Origin of the sequence: Thermoflexus sp. (genome assembly GCF_034432235.1) — a bacterium.
Classification (GTDB): domain Bacteria; phylum Chloroflexota; class Anaerolineae; order Thermoflexales; family Thermoflexaceae; genus Thermoflexus.
In genome coordinates this window covers 1-18,346 of sequence record NZ_DAOUCJ010000118.1, presented here as the reverse complement: position 1 = coordinate 18,346, position 18,346 = coordinate 1, and the positions used below count along the sequence as shown (strand labels likewise).

Here is an 18,346-nt window from a genome sequence, read left to right as displayed (position 1 = left end):
ACAATGTGAACCTGCGGGTGCGGCTGATTGCGCCGGTGGCCATTGAGGAGGGGTTGCGGTTCGCCATCCGGGAAGGCGGGCTCACCGTCGGCGCCGGCGTCGTCACCAAAATCCTGGATTAAAAGTCACAAAAGCCCATTTCCCTCTCGGAGAAGGGAGGGCCTGTTTTATGGGTTTCTCCCCTCCGGGATTGGGCTTGTCAGGATGTCCAGGTGCGCCGCTGGCAATGGGTGGAGAGTAGAGCCACCTGAACCGTGTATTCTCCCAGGCTGGACAGAAGGGCGAGGTTCTGGTAAAGTTAAAAAGAAGAGGCGGGTGGGGGCAAGCCCGGCCGTCCTCCCTTGCCTCTCGAGCCGTATATCCTCTTCTATCCTGAGCATACGGTTGAGGCGGCTATGGCGAAAGAGGTTAGGATCGTAATTACGTTGGCATGCACAGAATGCAAGGGGCGGAATTACACAACCCAGAAGAATCGGAACAACGACCCAAATCGTCTGGAGCTTCGTAAATATTGTCCACGATGTCGTAAGCATACTTTGCACCGGGAAACCAAGTAGGTTTCCTGGATCTCTCAAAGGTGCAGGCCGGTAGCTCAATAGGCAGAGCAGCGGACTCCAAATCCGCAGGTTCCAGGTTCGAGTCCTGGCCGGCCTGCCTGGGATGACCCTGGGACACCGCAATGCGGTGTCCCAGTTTGTGTTGAGGTAGGCGCAGTGGGCTCCAAGTTCATGGGAGAGAAGTCCGCTGCGTCCCCGGTAGTGCTCGATCTGATTCCGGGCAGTCGGGGGAATGGCGTGGCAACCCGGTGAGCAAAAGGAGTGGACATCCTGTGGCGAAGGCGGCAGAGACCCGGCGATTCCTGCGAGGCGAGTGGGCCCCCCTTCGATATCTGCGAGAGGTTCAGGGGGAGCTCAAGAAGGTCCGCTGGCCAGACCGGCAGGAGCTGTATCGTCTGACCGGGGTGGTTCTGGCGGTCACTATAGGGATGTCGATCCTCCTGGGGTTGGTGGATTATTTCTTCTTCTGGCTGTTTGGGGGGATTTTCACCACACCCCAAGATCCTCTCCGGTTAGGCATTGCCATCGTGGGCAGTCTGGGGGGTCTGGGCGCGCTGGTTTATGCTTTAACCCGGGATTGAAAACATTGAAAAGGGGATTGCGCAGCGGTCTCCCCCGGCTTTCTGCTGGGGCCTTTTCCTGACCCCAATCGTTTTTGCTAATGAAGGACAGGCGGGGCTGGGCGGGGTGTGGAAGATGTCCCGCCCAGCCCTGTTTTGCGGTGAGATCTGGGGAAGAGCGGGTTCGGAGTTCCGCCGTCGGTTTGTGGAGTCCCGCTGAGTTTGAGGCTGATTCTCTACATCTATCTTTCGGAAAAAGGGAGAGCTATGAACGGGGAGGAAGAGCGGTTTGCATCTCCGGAATCCTTCGAAGTAGACGAGGAACCTTTGGAGGAGTTGCTGCGTGAGCTGGAGGTCACGGGAACTGCCGAGATGCCAACCAGCGAGACAAAAGAAGGAGAGGAGAGCGCGGCGGCTTCCGAGGTGGAAGGGGAAGGCCGGTTGGTGGCCTCACGGGAACGGGCTTGGTATATTGTTCACTGTTATGCGGGCTCGGAGCACAAGGTGAAGCACAGCCTGGAGCAGCGGATTGCTTCCCTGGGTATGCAGCACAAGATCTTCAACATTGTGGTTCCAGAGGAGGAAGAGATCGAGATCCGGGAAGGGAAGAAGCGGCCCGTTCGACGGCGAATTTACCCGGGCTATATCCTGGTAGAGATGATCATGGATGAGGACTCATGGGCAGTGGTCCGATTCACGCCCGGGGTCACCGGTTTCGTCGGAATGGGCAACCAACCCACTCCGCTACGCCCGGAGGAGGTCCAGGCGATTTTCAAACGCATGGAGAGCAAGGCTCCACGAATCCGCGTCACCTTCAAGCCCGGGCAGAAGGTTCGGATCACTGAAGGGCCTTTTGCGGATTTCGTGGGAATCGTGGATGAAATCGATCCGGATAAAGCGAAGATTCGAGTTCTCGTCTCTTTCTTCGGGCGGGAAACGCCCGTGGAGCTGGACTTTACCCAGGTGGAGAAAATTTAGCTGAAATCAAGAATATTATAGACAGAGGGGATCATCTATGGCCAAGAAGGTCAAGGCGGTTATCAAACTGCAGATCGAAGCAGGCAAGGCGAACCCGGCACCGCCCATTGGGCCGACTCTGGCCCCTCATGGAGTCAACGTGATGGCGTTTTGCAAGGAATACAACGCCCGCACGGCGCACATGGCCGGCCAGATCGTGCCGGTGGAGGTCACGATCTACACGGATGGCTCCTTTACAATGGAGCTCAAGACTCCACCGGTGTCTGACCTTCTCCGCCGGGCGGCCGGCATTGAGAAGGGCTCCTCGGAGCCGAACCGGCAGATCGTCGGCCGGATCACCCGGCAGCAGCTCCGGGAGATCGCGGAGCTTAAAATGAAGGATCTGAACACGGAGGACATTGAGGCGGCGATGCGGATGATCGCCGGCACGGCCCGTAGCATGGGGATCCAGATTGTGGATTAGGAGTTACGCCTCCCGGAAGATATATAAATCCTTTGTGGGTGAAGCCGTGGGAGGGCCGGAAGGGCCCGTATGCACCACAGGAGGTTCAAACATGGGCGAGCGAGGGAAGAAATATCTGGAGGCCTTGAAGAAGGTGGATCGGGAGCGCCTCTATTCTCCCCGCGAGGCGCTGGAGCTGGTCAAGGAGACCAGCTACACCCGATTCGATGGAACGGTCGAGGTGCATATGCGCCTGGGGGTGGATCCTCGCCATGCGGATCAGCAAGTGCGGGGGGTGGTTGTTCTCCCCCACGGGCTGGGCAAGCGGGTCCGTGTCCTGGTGTTCGCGGCGGGGGAGGCCGCGCGGATTGCCCAGGAGGCCGGCGCGGATTATGTCATCAGCGATGATGAGGGAATCAAACGGATTCAGGAGGGATGGACGGACTTCGATGTAGCCATTGCGACGCCGGATATGATGCCGAAAGTCGGCCGGTTGGGGCGGATCCTGGGTCCCCGCGGGCTGATGCCGAACCCTCGCGCGGGCACGGTGGTGAATCCCGAGGATCTCCCGCGGGCGATCCGGGAGGCGAAGGCGGGCCGGGTGGAGTTCCGGGTGGATAAGACCGCTAATCTCCATGTGCCCATCGGCAAGGTCAGTTTCTCGGTGGATCAATTGCTGGAGAATTTCGCAGCCCTGATGGACGCGGTGAAGAAAGCCCGGCCCTCCGGGCTGAAGGGGCCTTATATCCGAAAGGTTGTGGTCAGCGCGACCATGGGGCCCGGCATCAAGGTGGATCCGGTGGCGGCCCAATCGCTGGAAATCGCCGCTTGATTGAGTCTGTGCGGTTGCGAAGAGGAGGGAGATCAGCGCCAAGCGAGCTTCTGGTATTCTTAGATTAAACCCTGCCGGTGAAGTCAGGTGCGCTTTCGCTTAAAGGGGCAGAGCCCCGCCTGTCGAGGCAGGGCGCGGAGCGAACCCTTCCTTGTCGATCGGAAGATCGGCGAGGGGAAGGTCCGTGCGCCCCTGTCTGCACAGGCAGGGGCGCACGGTTTTTGCACACTGGGGCTTGAATTCCGAGGGCGAGGGCCATGCCCAGCCCCGGAAAACCGGTTGCGTGACTTTTAACCTGGTCGAGGAGGTGGGGCTTGCCGTTTACGCGCGCTGAGAAGGAACAGATGATCGCGCAGTATCGGGAGTTGCTCTCCCGCAGCCAGGCCCTGATCCTTGCGGACTACCAGGGGCTGGATGCGCAGGGCATGTATCGGCTTCGCCAGAAGGTGAAAAAGTCCGGCGGGGCATTCCATGTCACAAAGAACACGTTGCTTCGTATTGCCCTGCGGCAGGCCGGGTGGACGGTTCCGGAAGATCTGCTGGAGGGTCCTACGGCAGCCGCCTTTTGCCTGGAGGATCCTTCGGCGGTCGCTAAAGCCCTGCTGGAGTTCGCTGAAGAGAACAAGATCCTCAAGATCAAGGGCGGGCTGCTGGACGGGCGCCGGCTGCGCCCCGAGGATGTGAAGGCGCTTTCCGAATTGCCGCCGCGCCCAGTGGTGCTGGGCCAGGTCCTGGGGGCGATCCAGGCCCCGGCTGCCCAGCTGGCCGGCGTGCTGACCGCAGTTCTGCAGCAGGTCGTTGGCGTGCTGCAGGCGCGGGCCGATCAGCTGAAAGAGGCTTCCCAAACCGCTTAAATCCTCTGGAGGTGATTTCCCCATGGCGGATCTTCAGAAGCTGGTTGAGGAGTTAAGCAACCTGACCTTGCTGGAAGCCGTGGAGCTCGTGAAGTTGCTGGAGGAGCGCTGGGGGGTGAAGGCGGCAGCCCCTGTCGCTGTTGCTGCCGCTATCCCCGCGGCGGCCCCCGGCGCCCCGGCCGCGGCCCCGGCTGTTGAGGAGAAGACGGAGTTCGATGTCATCCTCAAGGAGGTCGGGCCGAAGAAGATCGAGGTGATCAAGGTGGTGCGCCAGCTGACCAACCTGGGCCTCAAGGAGGCCAAGGATCTGGTCGAGGCCGCCCCCAAACCGGTCCTCGAGGGCGTCAGCAAGGAAGTGGCCCAGGACGCCAAGGCAAAGCTGGAGGCGGTGGGCGCTGTCGTGGAGATCAAGTGAAAGCCATGCGGCGTGGGAGCGAAAGCGTGGGGCGGGAAGTTTCACCACCCGCCCCACGGCTTATGATGAGCGGCGAACGGCCAGACCATGAGCAGGCTGCGCGGTCTCCAAACCCGAACCCTCCCCATTAGCTTCGGACGGAATTGCCCGCTTGCAGGAACCGTGCATAGAGCTCGCGGAGAGCTTCCCCGGGATGGGACTCGTAATCCTCCGGCACCGGCAGTGGAGCCGGGGGAGAGACGACCGGGCGTTTCCGGGCGGCGAAGCGGGCGACGGCTTCTACAGCGGGTTTGCGGCTCCCATCCGGCCGCAGCAGCCCGAAGTGCCGCTCGTGCACCAGCCGGTCGCAAGGAGGATGATCCCACAAATCGGGGTGGTAATCGCTGAAACACCAGATGAATGCCCCCAGCGCTCCCGCCTGATGCAGAGCTTCCAACGCTCGCTCGAAGAAAGCGGCTGCTTCTTCTTCCGCGATGAGCGTTACCTCAAAGGAGCGATCTTCCAGCCGGATCGAAACTTTGTGGGTGGGTTGACCCGGTGGGGCCGTGGGCAGCCCGAACTCTTCAAAGAGCACCGGTTTCATGCCCAGGCTGGCGGTGAGACGCGTCAGGAAGGCCAGCGCCTGCTCGTCCAGCGGATGCCGCGCCCACTGAGCGTAAACCGGATAGCCGTGCATGCAGAGGAAATCCAGCATGGGTGCCAGGGCGCGGATCCGGAACCCCAGATCTTCTTCCAGGACCGGGCTGTGGAAGCCGACGGTGATGGGATGGGCAGGATCCATGGCACGGAGCGCGCGGGTGAGGGTGGCCAGCCAGCCCGCGGCGGCCTCCGGGGTCCGAGGTCGCAGCACCAGGTCTGGCTCGTTTCCCAGATCCCAGGCGAGCAGGGCCGGGTGATCTCCCACTGCCTGGGCCGCCGCTTCCAGCATCCGAACCTGGGCGTCCAGGGCCATGGGATCTTCGTAAAGATCCCGAAGGCGTCCTTTTACCGCGCGTCCTCCCGCGATCAGTCGAAAGCGGGGATCGCTCTCTCGGTCCCCGTCCAGAAGCCATGGCGGCAGCCAGTTCACGCCGCTCATATGTCCGGTGAAAAGGGTGAGGATCACCCGGAGCCCATGCATGTGCGCCAGGTCCAGGACCTGGCGGAGGCGCTCAAGCATCCATGGGTCCACGGTATGCGGCTCGGGCATGAAATCTTCCCACATGAGGAAGATGCGGATCCCATCCAGATGCCATGAGGCGATCTCCGCCAGGTCCGCCCGGACCTCTTCCGGGTCGAAGTGCTTCCACCAGAACATCGCCTTGGTGCGCGGCCAGTAGTTCACGCCGACCATAAAGTGATCATCCCACATCGCTATTGGCGCTCCCCCTGGCAAGGATCAACGTCCCCGGCAGAATCGCTCCACATCTTCTTTTTGAACGGTCGCCACCCCGATCACCGAATCCGCCCCGCCGTAGTAAACATAATATGTTCCATCGATCTCCACAGCTCCGCATGTGAAGACCACATTGGGGACCTGTCCCTCTCGCTCCCAGGAAGTCTCGGGGGCGAGGATGGGCGCCTCCTGGCGTCGGATCACCCGGGCGGGATCTTCCAGATCCAGGAGAGCGATCCCGAGCCGATATACCCGATGATCATCGACCCCGTGGTAGAAGAGCAGCCATCCCCATTCGGTCCGGATCGGCTGCGCGCCGGCCCCAATCTTCCATGACTCCCAGGTCCCCGGGCGGGGTCGCATGATCACCTGGTGGTCCGTCCAGTGGATCAGGTCATCCGAATAGGCCAGCCAGATATCCGGAGGTCTCCGATGGAGCATGGCGTACCGTCCTTTGATCTTCTCCGGGAAAAGAGCCGCGTCCTTGTTATCTTCGTCCGGGAGAAGAATCCCATGTCGCGTCCAGGTGATGAAGTTCGTGGTGGAGGCCATGGAGACCCGAACCTCGGATCCGGAATAGGCGGTGTAAAGGACGTAGAATTTCCCTTCCAGCCATGTAATGCGCGGATCCTCCACCCCCCGGGCCTCCCATGGCGCAGCCGGGATCAGGACCGGCTGATCCAGCCGGTAGAAGTTCAGGCCATCCGGGCTGATCGCATACCCCAGGCGGGAGATCATATCCTCACCCATGGCGCGGTAGAGCATGTGAACCAGGCCGTTATGATAGGCAACACCGGCATTAAATACGTATCGGGACTCCCATGGGTGGTGGGGCAGAGGTTTCAGGATGGGTTCAGGATGACGGGCGAGGCGAATCATTGGAGTCCTCCTTGTGATGATCGTGGGATGGGATGCGGCGGGCGATCGCCCGCCGGATGGACCAGACCAGAAGCACCAGGAACCCCCCGCTGATCAGCAGCGCCATGACATCTACCACAAAGGCGGGGGATCCGGGAGTCAGAGAGGGAAGGGCCATCAGGGCAAGCAGGAACAGCGTCAGGCCCATGGTGAAGGCGAGGCGGCTGATGGCGGGCGCCATGGAGGGATCTCCTGAGCGAAATGGCAGGCCACCTGGTGATCGGCTGGACCTTCCAGGGCCGGCGAGATCTCGCGGCAGATCGGTTGGACGTATGGACAACGCGGATGGAAGCGGCATCCGGAGGGCGGCCGTCGCGGATCTGGCGGATCGATCTCCTGAAGGGCCATCGGGCGGGTCGCTTGTGCAACCCGCGGATCCGGAACGGGGACCGCAGAGAGGAGGGCCTGGAGATAGGGATGGCGCGGGTTCTCCAGGACTTTGTGGAAGGCCCCGTGTTCCACGATCTTCCCCAGATACATGACCGCCAGTTGCCCTTCCTCCGCCAGGTATCGAGCGGTTGCCAGGTCGTGGGTGATGTATAGGATGGCGATGCCCAGGCGGCGGTTCAGCTCGCGCAGCAGCTGCAAGATGGCAAGTCGCAGAGAGACGTCGATCATGGAGACCGGCTCGTCGGCCACGATCAGGCGCGGCTGCACCGTGAGCGCCCGAGCGAGGAGCACGCGCTGACGCTGGCCTCCGCTCAGCTGATGCGGATATTTATCCAGGAACAGCTCCGGCGGCGTCAAACCGACCTGCGCCAGGAGCTCCGCTGATCGCTCGCGGGCCTCCCGTTCGTTCCGGGCGATTCGGTGATGAAGAAGAGGCGCCTTCAATGACTGATAAACCGTGCGGACCGGGTTCAGGGCGGCGAAAGCGTCCTGGTGCACCAATTGGACGGCCCGCCGGTATTGGGGGAAGTCGCGGCGATTCATAGTCCACAGATCCTGCCCCTGGAAAAGGAGGCGCCCCCGGGTCGGTCGGTAGAGGCCCGCCACCACTTTGCCCAGGGTGGTCTTCCCGCTCCCGGTTTCCCCGACCAGCGCCAGGATTCCCCCCTCCGGGATCGCCAGCGATACCCCGGCGACGGCTTCCACCCGCTCCCGGGAGAGCCAGCCCCGTTGGAAGATCAACCAGACATCTTCCAGCGCGATCAGCGTTTGCTTCATCATAGGGAACTCTCTGAGCCTCTGTTTGGCGGAACTCCCACAGCCGGGCTTAAATTCGGGGGAGGCCGAATGGCTCCTCCCCTTGGAGCTATCCGCCTTACAGCTTCTGGGACGGGGCTTCCTGAGCGACCCGTCGCCAGTGATGACATGCCACGCGACGACTGCCGACATCCTCGAGTTCCGGCTCCACCCGGCGGCACATTTCATCCGCATACGGACATCGAGGATGGAAGCGGCAGCCTGGAGGCGGATGCCGCAGGTCCGGGGGAGCCCCGGGGATCGGACGCTTCCCGGTCAGATCTCCGCGGAGGGTCGGCACCGCCTGAAGGAGGCCCCGCGTATAGGGATGATAGGGTGATTCGAAAAGGGTCACCGTGGGCGCCTCTTCCACGATCTGACCGGCATACATGATCAGGACCCGGCGGGCCGTCTTCGCCACCACGGCCAGGTCATGGGTCAGGAGGAGCATCGTCAACCCCAGCTGCTCCTGGATTTCCCGCAGGATCTCCAGGATATGGGCCTGGGTGATCACATCCAGGGCTGTGGTGGGCTCGTCCAGGATCAGGAGGCGGGGGCTCATGAGCAGGCTCATGGCGATGAGCACCCGCTGGCGCATCCCTCCGCTGAGCTCATGGGGATAGGCCCGGAGAACCCGGGAGGGCTCGAGGCGGACCATGCGCAGACACCGGGCAGCTCGATCCAAGATCTCATCGCGGGGCATGGCCTGATGGGCCCGCACGGTTTCCATCATCTGTTCCGCAATGCGCATGACCGGGTTGAGGGCATTCTGGGCCCCTTGGAAGACCATCGCGATGTCGCGCCATCGGCGCTCCCGCATCTGAGCCTCACTTAACTGGAGCAGATCCACCGGCTCCCCTTTGCTGTCCCCCCACCACAGCAGACGGCCGCCGGAGATGAAGCCGGGCGGTGGGACCAAGCGGATCAGCGCCAAGGCGGTAGTGCTCTTGCCGCTTCCGCTCTCCCCAACCAGGGCGACAAATTCCCCCTGGGCCAAGTCGAACGACACGCCATCCACCGCAATCAGGCGCCCGTGTCGCCCCAGGTCGAAGGTGACGCGCAGATCGCGAACCTGCACCAGAGGCTTCATGCGGGTGCTCGGAGACGAGGGTTCAGGATCTCATCCAGCCCATGGGCGAAGAAGATGGCTCCCAACTGGAAGAGGACGATCGCTGCCATCGGCGCGATCACGTAGTGAAGGGCGTTCGGGATATAGATCGCGCCCGTTTGGAACACAGCCAGGTTGAGCATCGTGCCCCAGTTGGTTGGGGAGAAGGGAGCCAGCCCCAGGAAGATCAGCCCGACGCTGGCCGTGATGGCATCCCGCATCATCCGAATGAAGTGAATAACCACGAACGGGGTCAGGTTTGGAAACAACTCCCGCGCCAAGATATGGGTGGTTCCCAGACCCAGAACGCGGGCCGCTTCGATGAACTCCCGCTCCTTCAGCGAGAGGATCTGGGAGCGGACGGCCCGGGCCAGCGGCCCCCACATCCACAAACTGATCAGCACGGCGAACCCCACCGGATCCCGGATCTGAAACACAGAGCCGATCAAGAGGTAGACTGGCACCGCAGGCACGGTGAGCTGGATGTTGGTCAGCAGCATGAGGAAACCATCCACCATCCCTCCAGAATATCCGGCGAGGGCCCCGATTCCCACGGCCATGGACGTGGTGAAGAGGGCCGTGAGGATGGCGATCGCCAGCACATCCCGGGACCCGTGGACGATCTGGGCCAGCACATCCCGACCTGCGTAATCAGTCCCCAGCGGGTGAGCCAGAGACGGCGGGCGGAAGCGCTCGGCGTATCGCATCGTCGAATCCATAGGGATCAGCTCAGGACCGATCAGGGCCATCAGCAGATAACCGACCAGGATCAAACTCCCTATTGCCGCCCGGCGGTTTCCTCGCAATGCGCTGAGGAAGTCGCCCAGGAATGTGCGCATCTTAGTCCTCCATCCGAATACGGGGATCCAGCAGGGGGTAGACGAGGTCTGCGATCAGGTTGGCCAGCACAATGGCCACGGTGGTGAGGATCAGCAATCCCCGCATCATGCCGTAATCCCGGTGATCCAGGGCGAACTTGAAAAACCATCCGATCCCAGGGTAGTGGAAGACTGTTTCGATCAGGACGGAGCCTCCAAACATCCCCCCGAAGGCGAGCGCCAGGCCGGTGACCATAGGAAGGATCGCGTTGCGGCCGACATAATGGGTCAGGATGCGACGTTCCCGGAGACCCCGGGCCCGGGCGAAGGCAATGAAATCCTCCCCCAGGACGGAGATCGCGCTCCCCTTCATCGCCAGAGCCCAGGCTCCGATGTTCTCCAGGGTATAGGCGAGGATCGGCAATGTGGCATGGTGGAGCACACTAAGGATAAAAGGTAGGTTGAATCCCGGAGACAGGTTGCTGTCGTAGGCTCCCTTTGAGGGAAACCATTTCAGGTTAAGGGCGAAGAGAATCAGCAGCAGGAGGGCTGTCAGGTAATCTGGCGTTGCGTCCGTCAGGGAGGCATAGCTGGTGACCATGGGATCCAGCCAGGAGCGCCGCCGGACGGCGATCACCAATCCCAGCAGCACTCCGATTCCAAAGCTCAGGAGGAGAGCGATCGAGAGGACGAAGACCGTCCAGGGCAGGGCCTGGAAGAGGATCTGATTCACGGAGATCCGGTAAAAGTATGAAAAGCCCAGGTTCCCCCGCAGAAGCTCCCGCAGCCACTCCAGATAGCGGTCCAGAAGCGGGCGAGTGGGGTCATATCCTACCATGCTGCGCACCTGGGCGTAGGCCACCTCGATGGAGACCCCGCGGGCCTGGGCGATCTCTTGAGCCATTAGGTAGAAGATATCCCCTGGCGCCTGCTCGACTACGACAAAAGTGATGCTGGCGACCAGCCAGATGGTCAATGCTGCCAGAAGCACCCGTCGGACCCACCGCATCTGCGTTCTGCCCCTTTCCACTATTCATCCTTCGCCAGTCGGCCTTGATGAAAAGAAACAACCCATGAAAACATTCAGGGGATAGGCCGGGCATGAGAGCGCCCGGCCTATCCCTTTTGCGGCGCAGCGCAGTGCAAGGGCGGTGCCCAGGCACCGCACTCCAAGAGCTCCCTTTGGGATTGTCCAGCTATGGGGCCGGCTTCAAGATACCCTCGATGAGCAGGTGGGCATAGAACCGCTCGATCGCGCCGGGAGCCACTGTCCACAGCGGATCATTCTCGGCCGGCCAGCCGGTCACGCGCACGCCGTCGACGTGGAAGATCATCAGACGCTTTTCCAGCAGGCTGAGGACCGGAAGGTTCTCGTTGGTGATCCAGGCCAGCTGGCGAACGATGGTCTTCTGGCGTTCCGAGTTCGGCTCCTTCGACAGGCTATCCAGCGCCTGGGCGATGTTCACGTCCTCTCCCTGGGGTCCCTTCGCAGTGGTCATCAGATCCTTCGCCCCGGTGAATTCTGCCGCCTCTCCCTGATAGAGGCGATAGTATCCGGTCAGCGGGTGGGCCGTGCCCCACCAGGCGCTGCCGAACTGGATCGCCATGTCGAACTGGCCGCCCCGGAGCGTCGTGGGATACACGCCGGGCTCGACGGTGCGGGTCCGCACTCGGAAGCCATGCTGGTTCAGCTGGGTAGCGATCGCCTCGGCGGCCAGGGTCCAATCGGTGGCTCCAGCCTGAGCCAGGATCTCAAACTCAGGGGTTCGGCCCGCGGGATCCCGCCATTTACCGTCTGGGCCCTTCGTCCAGCCCAGCTCTTTGAGCAGCGCCTCCGCCTTCGCCGGGTCAGGAGCGTAGGCACTGAGGGTGCTCAGGAAATCCTTCCCCAGCCATTGCTCCTCGAAGGACTTCAGGACGCCGTGGGAGTAGGGAGCGGAAGTGAGCCCGGCGTAATAGGCCACCTCCCGCACCTTGTCGCGATCGATCAAATAGGCTATGGCCTTGCGGAAGCGGACATCGTTGAAAGGCGCCTTGCGCAGATTGAAGAGCAGGGCGAACTCCGACAGGTCCGTGACCAGGTGGAGTCGCGTTTTCGGCTGCCGCTGCAGGATCTGATCTGCGACGTCCTTCGGGGCAGCCGCGTGGCTGGCGTCCAGCTCCCCGGCCAGGTGGAACGCCCACATCACCTCGTTCGAGGTCCAGCGCAGGAAGCGGATGCGATCGATCTGGATCTTGCTTGCGGCGTAATGGTGTGGGTTCTTCGACAAGATCATTTCCGAGGCGCTGACGGTCTCCACCTGGAAGGGGCCGATGGCGATGGGCTTCTCCGGCTTGAAGTTAGAGAGCTCCTGACGAACCTTGTTCAGGGCTCCCTCGGCCTCCGGGCCGGTCTGGCCCAGCCATTTGGCGGCTTCCTCGGCGAACTTCCCGTAAGCCGATGCGTTGACCAGGATGGGGGCGCTGCTGATCAGGGCCCTGGGGTTCGCCAGCGGTTGCTTCCATACGATGACCGCCGTCCGATCGTCGGGCGTCTCCACCCGGTCGACCTCGCCTGGCCAGTTCCACATCAACTTCATCAGGACGAAGGAGGCCCACACATCTTTGCTGGTGAAGGGCGTTCCATCCGACCAGCCGGTCTGGCGCAACCGGAAAGTGATCCGGTCCGGGGCTTCCTGGAAAGATTCCGCCAGGCTGGGGATCGCCTCGCCGGTAGCGGGGACATAGATCAAGAGGGGTTGGAAAACGAACCACCATGCCCCACCGACCCCGCCGGAGGCGAAGGGGTTGCCGTGATAGGCAGGCGGGACCTCCCACGCGGTGCCCAGCACGAATTCCTTCGGACGTGGGGCAGGGGTGGGGGTGACGACTTTTTCGATCACAACGGGGGTAGGGGAAGCGGCTGGCCCGGGGGATGGCGTGGGGGTGGGCGCGCAGGCGCTCAGCAATACGGCCAGCGCTGTGAGGGCGAAAACCCATGCCATCGTCATACTGGACCCTCGGGACATGGCAGACCTCCTCTCCTCAGGATGGGGTGAGAGAGCCTCCACAGGACTCACGCACGACCAACTGGGTTTCGATGCGGACATGAATGGCAGGCTGCTCCGGGTTCTTCATCAGATCGAGCAGCCGCGCCACAGCCAGGACGGCCATTTTGGATCGAAAGACCCGCATGGTGGTGAGGGGGGGGTCGGTGTGCGCAGCGAGGGGATCATCGTCGAAGCCCACCACGGCGATATCTTCGGGGATCCGCAGGCCATGCGCTCGGATGGCCCGTATGGCGCTGGCAGCGGTGGGATCGTTGGCCGCGATAAGGGCGGTGGGCCTGGCTCGCTGTAGAAGGGTTCGCGTTGCCAGGAACCCTCCTTCGAGGCCTCGCTCTCCCTCTGCCACCAGTGCGGGGTCGAAAGATATGCCATGGGCTTCAAGCGCTTGGCGGTAGCCTTCAAACCGCTCCCGAAAGCTCAGGTTATCCATGGTCTCTGTGATGAAAGCGATTCGACGATGTCCCAGGCGGATTAGATGTGTCGTGGCCTGGAAGGCACCACCGATGTTGTCGGTGAAGACACTGTCTACCCCGGGCATGTGGTTATCGACCAGCACCAGTGGGAAGCGGCGCTCTTTCAATGTCTGGATCAGGGAGGCTGGCAGATCGCAGCCGACCAAGAGCAGGCCATCGACACGGTTCTCCTTGATCAGGGCAGGGAGCGCCTCATCCTCCACGGTAGCAAAGTGGAGATGATAGCGATGGCGGCGCAGTTCGCGCTCCACCGCTGTCAGGATCTCGCCGTAGAAAGTGTGAGGGGAAAGGGATTGGAGGGCATGGATGAGGAAGCCGATGTTTTCCGTGCGGCGCAGCACCAGGCTACGGGCCGCCATATCCGGGGCATACCCCAGCTCCTCCGCGATCCGCAGGATCCGCTCCCGGGTCGCCTCCTCCACCCGTCCCCGTCCACTCAGCGCCCGCGATACCGTCGCGACCGAAACCCCCGCTCGTTTTGCAATCGCTTTCAAAGTCGGCCGAGACATTTTAAACGAAATAAAATTAATGTCGATATTATTCAACAAAATATTCATTTAATGAAAAATAACAGGAGGTTTATTTTGTTTTGATATATTATACCTGTGAACATGTTCGGGAAAACGTTTTCACCCCCATTTTATTCAAAAGGGAAGAATTTGTCAAGGGGGTGGGGGTTCTTCGCCGGTAAGATGCAGGATGGGGGAGTCGCTTCCATCCCAGAGGTCTCGTGTGGCGATCTTCCGAAATGCAGGCGGCGCACCCTTTGGGGTGCGCCGCCTGGTCGCGGATGGAGAAAGGCCCGGATTATGGCCCGGTGTTCTTCATCACCAGCGGCAGATAGATGGTCGCCGCGGTGGGAACGAAGTGGACGATGACCGGAACCTGCAACGCCGTGGGAGCGGGGGCCGGGCCGATGAAGAGCAGGCCGTAATAAGTGGCCGGCGGAGTGACAGGTTTTGAGAACTTCACCTGGAAGGACACCGGGCTGCCTGCGGCGATCGGCCCGGACGGCACACCGCTGACGATGAGATCCGTGCCCTGGATCGCGTTGATGGTGATGTTGAAAGGCTGGCTTCCGCCGGGCACGTTCCAGCCGTGGACCGTGATCCAGTAGCGGCCGTCCGGCGGCCGGGTCAGGCGGACCCGCTCGAACGCCGTGGGCGTAGTGGAAGAAGCCACCAGGGCGTCCTGGGTGCCGCACTCGAAAACCCCGTCGCCATCGTCCTTGTAGACATACAGGTCGATGTCGAGTCCAGCCACCCCGCTGGCGGTGGTCACCTCCAGCAGCCCGCCGTTGCTGATGGTCTGCGAGATCACCCAGCTGGCCGTGCACGGGTTGTTGGGATTATCCTGGACAGCCGTCTGGTTGAGGAGCACTGTGGGCTGGCTCAGGCCGAAGGCCAGGACCTGGATGCCCTCAGGGATCGTGCGGGTGGTGGAGAAGGTCTGGGTCCAGCTCCCGAAGGTGACCGGCGTGGTGATCACCACCGGGAACGGGAGCGCCTGGACCGCGTAGGCGGCCCCGACGAGGGGCTCGCCGAGCTGGGTGCCGGCGTAGAGGACGTTATGCAGCGCCAGGAAGCCCAGGCCGTCCCGGATCTCACCGGCCACGATCTCCCGCGGGCCGCCGGTGGCGGTGTTGAAGACGAAGCGGCCGCTGCCAATGTAGGTGTCATTGCTTCCACCCACCTGCTCGACACTCTGCGGGCCGAAGAAGGTGGGATCCAGGGTGGAGTAGAAGTCCGTGGCGCGGCCGAAGATCCAGGTGTCCACGTCGGTGGGGGTTGTGACCCAGCGGGTATCCACGATCATCGCCTTGCCCGGGGCGGCGGTGCCATTGGGGATGTCGAAGTAATAGAGCCGCCAATCGCCGGCCTCATAACGCCAGGACCAATCGAAGCCTCCGAAGAGGTGGCCGTTGTCGTAAGGCGGGTTGCCGATGGGCTCGGTCAGGGAGGCAGCTCCGAAGTCGAAGGTGGGCCCGCTGGCGGCCACGTGCACCACCACCGGGATCACGTGCTTGTGCGGGCCGTGGCTCACCTCGATAGCCCCCTCGTAGACGCCGGGCCGCGCTGTGGAGGGCACGGACAGGGTGGCCTGGAAGGTGGCATCTCCGCTCGCCGGCAGGCTCACGCTGGAGGCGGAGAGGCTCAGCCAGCCCCAGTCCGCTTTCTTGTAGAAAGTGAGGCGGACCTGCAGGGTGATCGGGTCACTGCCGGTGCGGCGCTGGACGCCGAAGAAGACCCCGTCGTGGCGTCGGGAGAGGCTATCCCGGCCCAGGCTGGCTTCCAGGTAGGTGCCGCTGGGGTAGCTATATGTGAAGCGGTTATATTCGTAGCAATACAGGGAGTTTAGAGGAGGCGGACAAGGCACGCGGTCAATTTCGGACCAGGAATCAATGTAGCCATTGCTGTTGATGTCTGTCCACAACTTGCCGTTGCCGTTCAAGTCCTTCCAGTCGTAGAAGAAGGCTCGCCAACGATTGTCGTAGCTGTAATCCCCGTTCTTATCAAACACGCGGTAAGGGAAGACCACCTGTGCCCGCACCAGGTCGGGGTCGTAGGTGTTGAGGAGCGGGGTGATATCCGTCACCCAGGTCGGGCGGGTGAAGGGGGATGGATCAAAGGATGGGAAGGAGAGGGTGAAAGTGATCTCGGCGACCTTCTGGAGGGTGACATCCTGCAAGTTCACCGAGAAGGGCACGCTGGTGGGGTTGTGGATCGTAAACGTCTTCACAGCGGACTGGCCAGGCAGCATGATGGCGGGGAAGGATGGATATTCCACGCCCCGGTAGCTGCCCGGGTTCCACTGGGCCGGCTCCACCCAGTAGCCGTAGTTCATCCCGGCGGCGATGTCGGTGGCCCGGTTCGCATCCACGTTGCCCGACCCCTGGGTGAGGACATCGTAGCCCAGGTCGTGGGCGCCGTTGAGGAAGATGGCCTTCGCCTCCTGCCATGTCGGCCAGCGGCCATGTTTGGCGCGGAAGGCGTGGTAGACCAGGGCCAGGTTCCCTGACGCGATGGGGGTGGCCATGGAGGTCCCGCCGAAGATATCATAGGCCGCTTGGCCATTGCCGAAATAGAGGTTCAGCGAGAGGTTCAGCGAGAGGTTCAGCGGGTTGGCGCCGGTGCCCCAGGCGCCCACCGCCACCACATCCGGCGCCACGTCCCCCAGGGTGGTAGGACCACGGTTGGACCAGGGCTGCACATCGCCGTAGGTGAACTGGTCCGGGTTCACAAGCTCAAAGTAAGCCAGGGAACCGTAGGAGGTGCTGGCGCCCACATCGATGATGGAGCCGCCGTCGGGCTCGGTGACGGTGCCGTAGCCGTGGCCGCCGTTGCCCGTGGCCACCAGGAAGGCCGTGCTGGGCGCGAAGTAGTTGTTCAGCCAGTGGGCGAAGCGGGAAGTGGCGTCCCAGCCGTCGTTGATGGTGGGGCTGGCGCCCCAGGAGTTGTTCACGATCTGAGCCTCATCGCCGCTGTTGGGAATGCCATCGAAGCCCAGGGCGGCCAGGGCCCAGGAGTCAAAGGGCAGGTTAAAGCCGTTCTGGAAAGCGGCCACCTTGGCCTTCGGGGCCATGCCCGCGAGCACCGGCCCGCCGGCGCCGCCGACGTTCGCCGCGCCTGCGAAGATCGGGTTGATGGGCCCAACCCATTCGGGGTCGGTGATCACGCCCTGGGCGGCGATGTCGCCTGCCACATTGGTGCCGTGGCCCTCTTCATCTCCGACAAAAGCGATCAGGCGCCCGGCGGGGGGCACCGCAACACCGGGATACAGCGCGGAGACGCCCGGCGGTGGGTTGACGCCGTCGGCGATCCAGGTCAGCATCCCGGCGGAGAGATCCCAGACCCCGTCCGTTCCGGGATTCCCGGCGGCGTTGAACAGATCGGCCCCCGCCAGCTCGCTGCCCTTGCGCATCGGCTTCTCATCGGTGAGATCCCTATCGAAGTCCACGTCTACGTAGACTGTGTCATAGACACCCGCGATTGTCTCATCGGCGACGATGACGACGGCGGGGGCGCCGATGGTGGCTGCGTATCCCAGGCCCAAGAGGTTACCGGCGACCAGATGGTGGAGATCCGGGTGCACCGTGTAGTAATACTGGTTGCTCTTGGAGCGATTCGGCCAGATGAAGGAAAGAGTTGAAGTCGGCACATTGGTGAAATCGAGGGTGAGGGCCGCCGTGCAGGTGAGGGTCGTGCAGGTGGCTCCAGTGATCGGCAGGGTGTGGGCGAACCAGGTCAGAGTCACCAGATCCCAGTAGTTATCCGGGCCGATTGTAAGGGTGGGGTCCAGCGCATAGAAGGCGCCGGAGAGGGTGTTATACGCGAAAGGCCAGCCGGCATAGGGGCCCGAGGGAATACGAGCCTGGGTGCCCTGGAGGTCCGGGTGGCCGAAATCCACACCGGTGTCCACCACGGCCACCACCACCCCGGCACCGGTGTAGCCCTTGGCCCAGGCCGCGGAGGCGCCATGGATGTCCTTCACTTTCACGGTGGCCGGCTGGATCCCGGATTCGGGCGCGGCGGATGGGAGGGCCCCCTCCGGCCGGACACGATCGGGTTTCCCCGGCTGCGGCCGCATGGGGCGCGGCTGTCGGAGCTCCCGGAGCTTCTGGAACAACAGGCTCTTGCCGCCCTCCTGCAGCAGAGCGCGGATCTCCTTCGCGCTCAGACGCTCCCGCTGAGGCTTCGCCTCGTCATCCCAAGGAGCCTCCACCGGTTGATAGGACTCCGTGGAGACCACCGAAATCACCCCGGGGATCCCTGCCAGCTTCTTGA

At 62.5% G+C, this 18,346-nt stretch carries 18 protein-coding genes and 1 tRNA gene; 9 read left to right on the top strand and 10 right to left on the bottom strand.

Translation table 11 applies throughout. The features are described from left to right. From VAE54_RS14345 to rplL, 9 genes are all read left to right on the top strand, one after another. Positions 1-122, top strand: a 122-nt coding sequence (locus tag VAE54_RS14345; RefSeq protein ID WP_322800010.1) for a hypothetical protein, incomplete at its 5' end; no start/stop codon positions are given. Between the two features lie 273 nt (positions 123-395). Beyond that, positions 396-557: a 50S ribosomal protein L33 gene (gene rpmG / locus VAE54_RS14340; RefSeq protein ID WP_322802659.1), complete on the top strand. Its 162-nt coding sequence runs from the start codon at positions 396-398 to the stop codon at positions 555-557. A gap of 24 nt (positions 558-581) precedes the next feature. Further along, positions 582-654, top strand: a tRNA-Trp gene (locus VAE54_RS14335). A 175-nt stretch (positions 655-829) separates the two neighbouring features. Continuing rightward, entirely contained in the window at positions 830-1,138 is a 309-nt protein-coding gene (gene secE, locus VAE54_RS14330) for a preprotein translocase subunit SecE (protein ID WP_322802658.1), read from the top strand. Positions 1,139-1,444: 306 nt separating this feature from the next. Continuing rightward, a complete protein-coding gene (gene nusG / locus VAE54_RS14325; RefSeq protein WP_322802657.1) occupies positions 1,445-2,095 on the top strand; it encodes a transcription termination/antitermination protein NusG in 651 nt (216 codons plus the stop codon). 37 nt (positions 2,096-2,132) lie between these two features. Beyond that, positions 2,133-2,558, top strand: a complete 426-nt coding sequence (gene rplK, locus VAE54_RS14320; RefSeq protein WP_322802656.1) for a 50S ribosomal protein L11 — start codon at positions 2,133-2,135, stop codon at positions 2,556-2,558. Positions 2,559-2,649: 91 nt separating this feature from the next. Further along, complete coding sequence (rplA, locus tag VAE54_RS14315) at positions 2,650-3,369, top strand: 50S ribosomal protein L1 (protein ID WP_322802655.1); 720 nt, start codon at positions 2,650-2,652, stop codon at positions 3,367-3,369. A 314-nt stretch (positions 3,370-3,683) separates the two neighbouring features. Beyond that, positions 3,684-4,223: a 50S ribosomal protein L10 gene (gene rplJ / locus VAE54_RS14310; RefSeq protein WP_322802654.1), complete on the top strand. Its 540-nt coding sequence runs from the start codon at positions 3,684-3,686 to the stop codon at positions 4,221-4,223. A gap of 22 nt (positions 4,224-4,245) precedes the next feature. Next, positions 4,246-4,638 (top strand): 50S ribosomal protein L7/L12, encoded by a 393-nt coding sequence (gene rplL / locus VAE54_RS14305; RefSeq protein ID WP_322802653.1) that lies wholly within the window; start codon positions 4,246-4,248, stop codon positions 4,636-4,638. A gap of 127 nt (positions 4,639-4,765) precedes the next feature. On the opposite strand, the gene VAE54_RS14300 is transcribed toward rplL, so the two are convergent. From VAE54_RS14300 to VAE54_RS14255, 10 genes are all read right to left on the bottom strand, one after another. Then, on the bottom strand, positions 4,766-5,989 hold the full coding sequence (locus tag VAE54_RS14300) for a cellulase family glycosylhydrolase (RefSeq protein WP_322802652.1): 1,224 nt from the start codon (positions 5,987-5,989) through the stop codon (positions 4,766-4,768). A gap of 27 nt (positions 5,990-6,016) precedes the next feature. Further along, on the bottom strand, positions 6,017-6,892 hold the full coding sequence (locus VAE54_RS14295) for a hypothetical protein (protein WP_322802651.1): 876 nt from the start codon (positions 6,890-6,892) through the stop codon (positions 6,017-6,019). Continuing rightward, positions 6,867-7,112 carry a hypothetical protein gene (locus tag VAE54_RS14290; protein ID WP_322802650.1) on the bottom strand — a complete coding sequence of 82 codons (246 nt, stop codon included), beginning with the start codon at positions 7,110-7,112 and terminating at the stop codon, positions 6,867-6,869. The genes VAE54_RS14295 and VAE54_RS14290 overlap by 26 nt, the downstream gene beginning before the upstream one ends. Beyond that, on the bottom strand, positions 7,070-8,101 hold the full coding sequence (locus VAE54_RS14285; RefSeq protein WP_322802649.1) for an ABC transporter ATP-binding protein: 1,032 nt from the start codon (positions 8,099-8,101) through the stop codon (positions 7,070-7,072). The genes VAE54_RS14290 and VAE54_RS14285 overlap by 43 nt, the downstream gene beginning before the upstream one ends. A 94-nt stretch (positions 8,102-8,195) precedes the next feature. After that, positions 8,196-9,206 carry an ABC transporter ATP-binding protein gene (locus VAE54_RS14280; protein ID WP_322802648.1) on the bottom strand — a complete coding sequence of 337 codons (1,011 nt, stop codon included), beginning with the start codon at positions 9,204-9,206 and terminating at the stop codon, positions 8,196-8,198. Then, complete coding sequence (locus VAE54_RS14275; RefSeq protein ID WP_322802647.1) at positions 9,203-10,063, bottom strand: ABC transporter permease; 861 nt, start codon at positions 10,061-10,063, stop codon at positions 9,203-9,205. Before VAE54_RS14275 ends, VAE54_RS14280 begins: the two co-directional genes overlap by 4 nt. Position 10,064: 1 nt before the next feature. Continuing rightward, positions 10,065-11,051, bottom strand: coding sequence for an ABC transporter permease (locus VAE54_RS14270; protein WP_322802646.1), 987 nt, complete (start codon positions 11,049-11,051; stop codon positions 10,065-10,067). Between the two features lie 187 nt (positions 11,052-11,238). Then, positions 11,239-13,050, bottom strand: a complete 1,812-nt coding sequence (locus VAE54_RS14265) for an ABC transporter substrate-binding protein (protein ID WP_322802645.1) — start codon at positions 13,048-13,050, stop codon at positions 11,239-11,241. Positions 13,051-13,066: 16 nt separating this feature from the next. Beyond that, positions 13,067-14,071 (bottom strand): LacI family DNA-binding transcriptional regulator, encoded by a 1,005-nt coding sequence (locus VAE54_RS14260; RefSeq protein ID WP_322802644.1) that lies wholly within the window; start codon positions 14,069-14,071, stop codon positions 13,067-13,069. A gap of 298 nt (positions 14,072-14,369) precedes the next feature. Continuing rightward, positions 14,370-18,346: S8 family serine peptidase (locus VAE54_RS14255; protein ID WP_322802643.1), on the bottom strand; the 3,977-nt coding region annotated here is incomplete at its 5' end.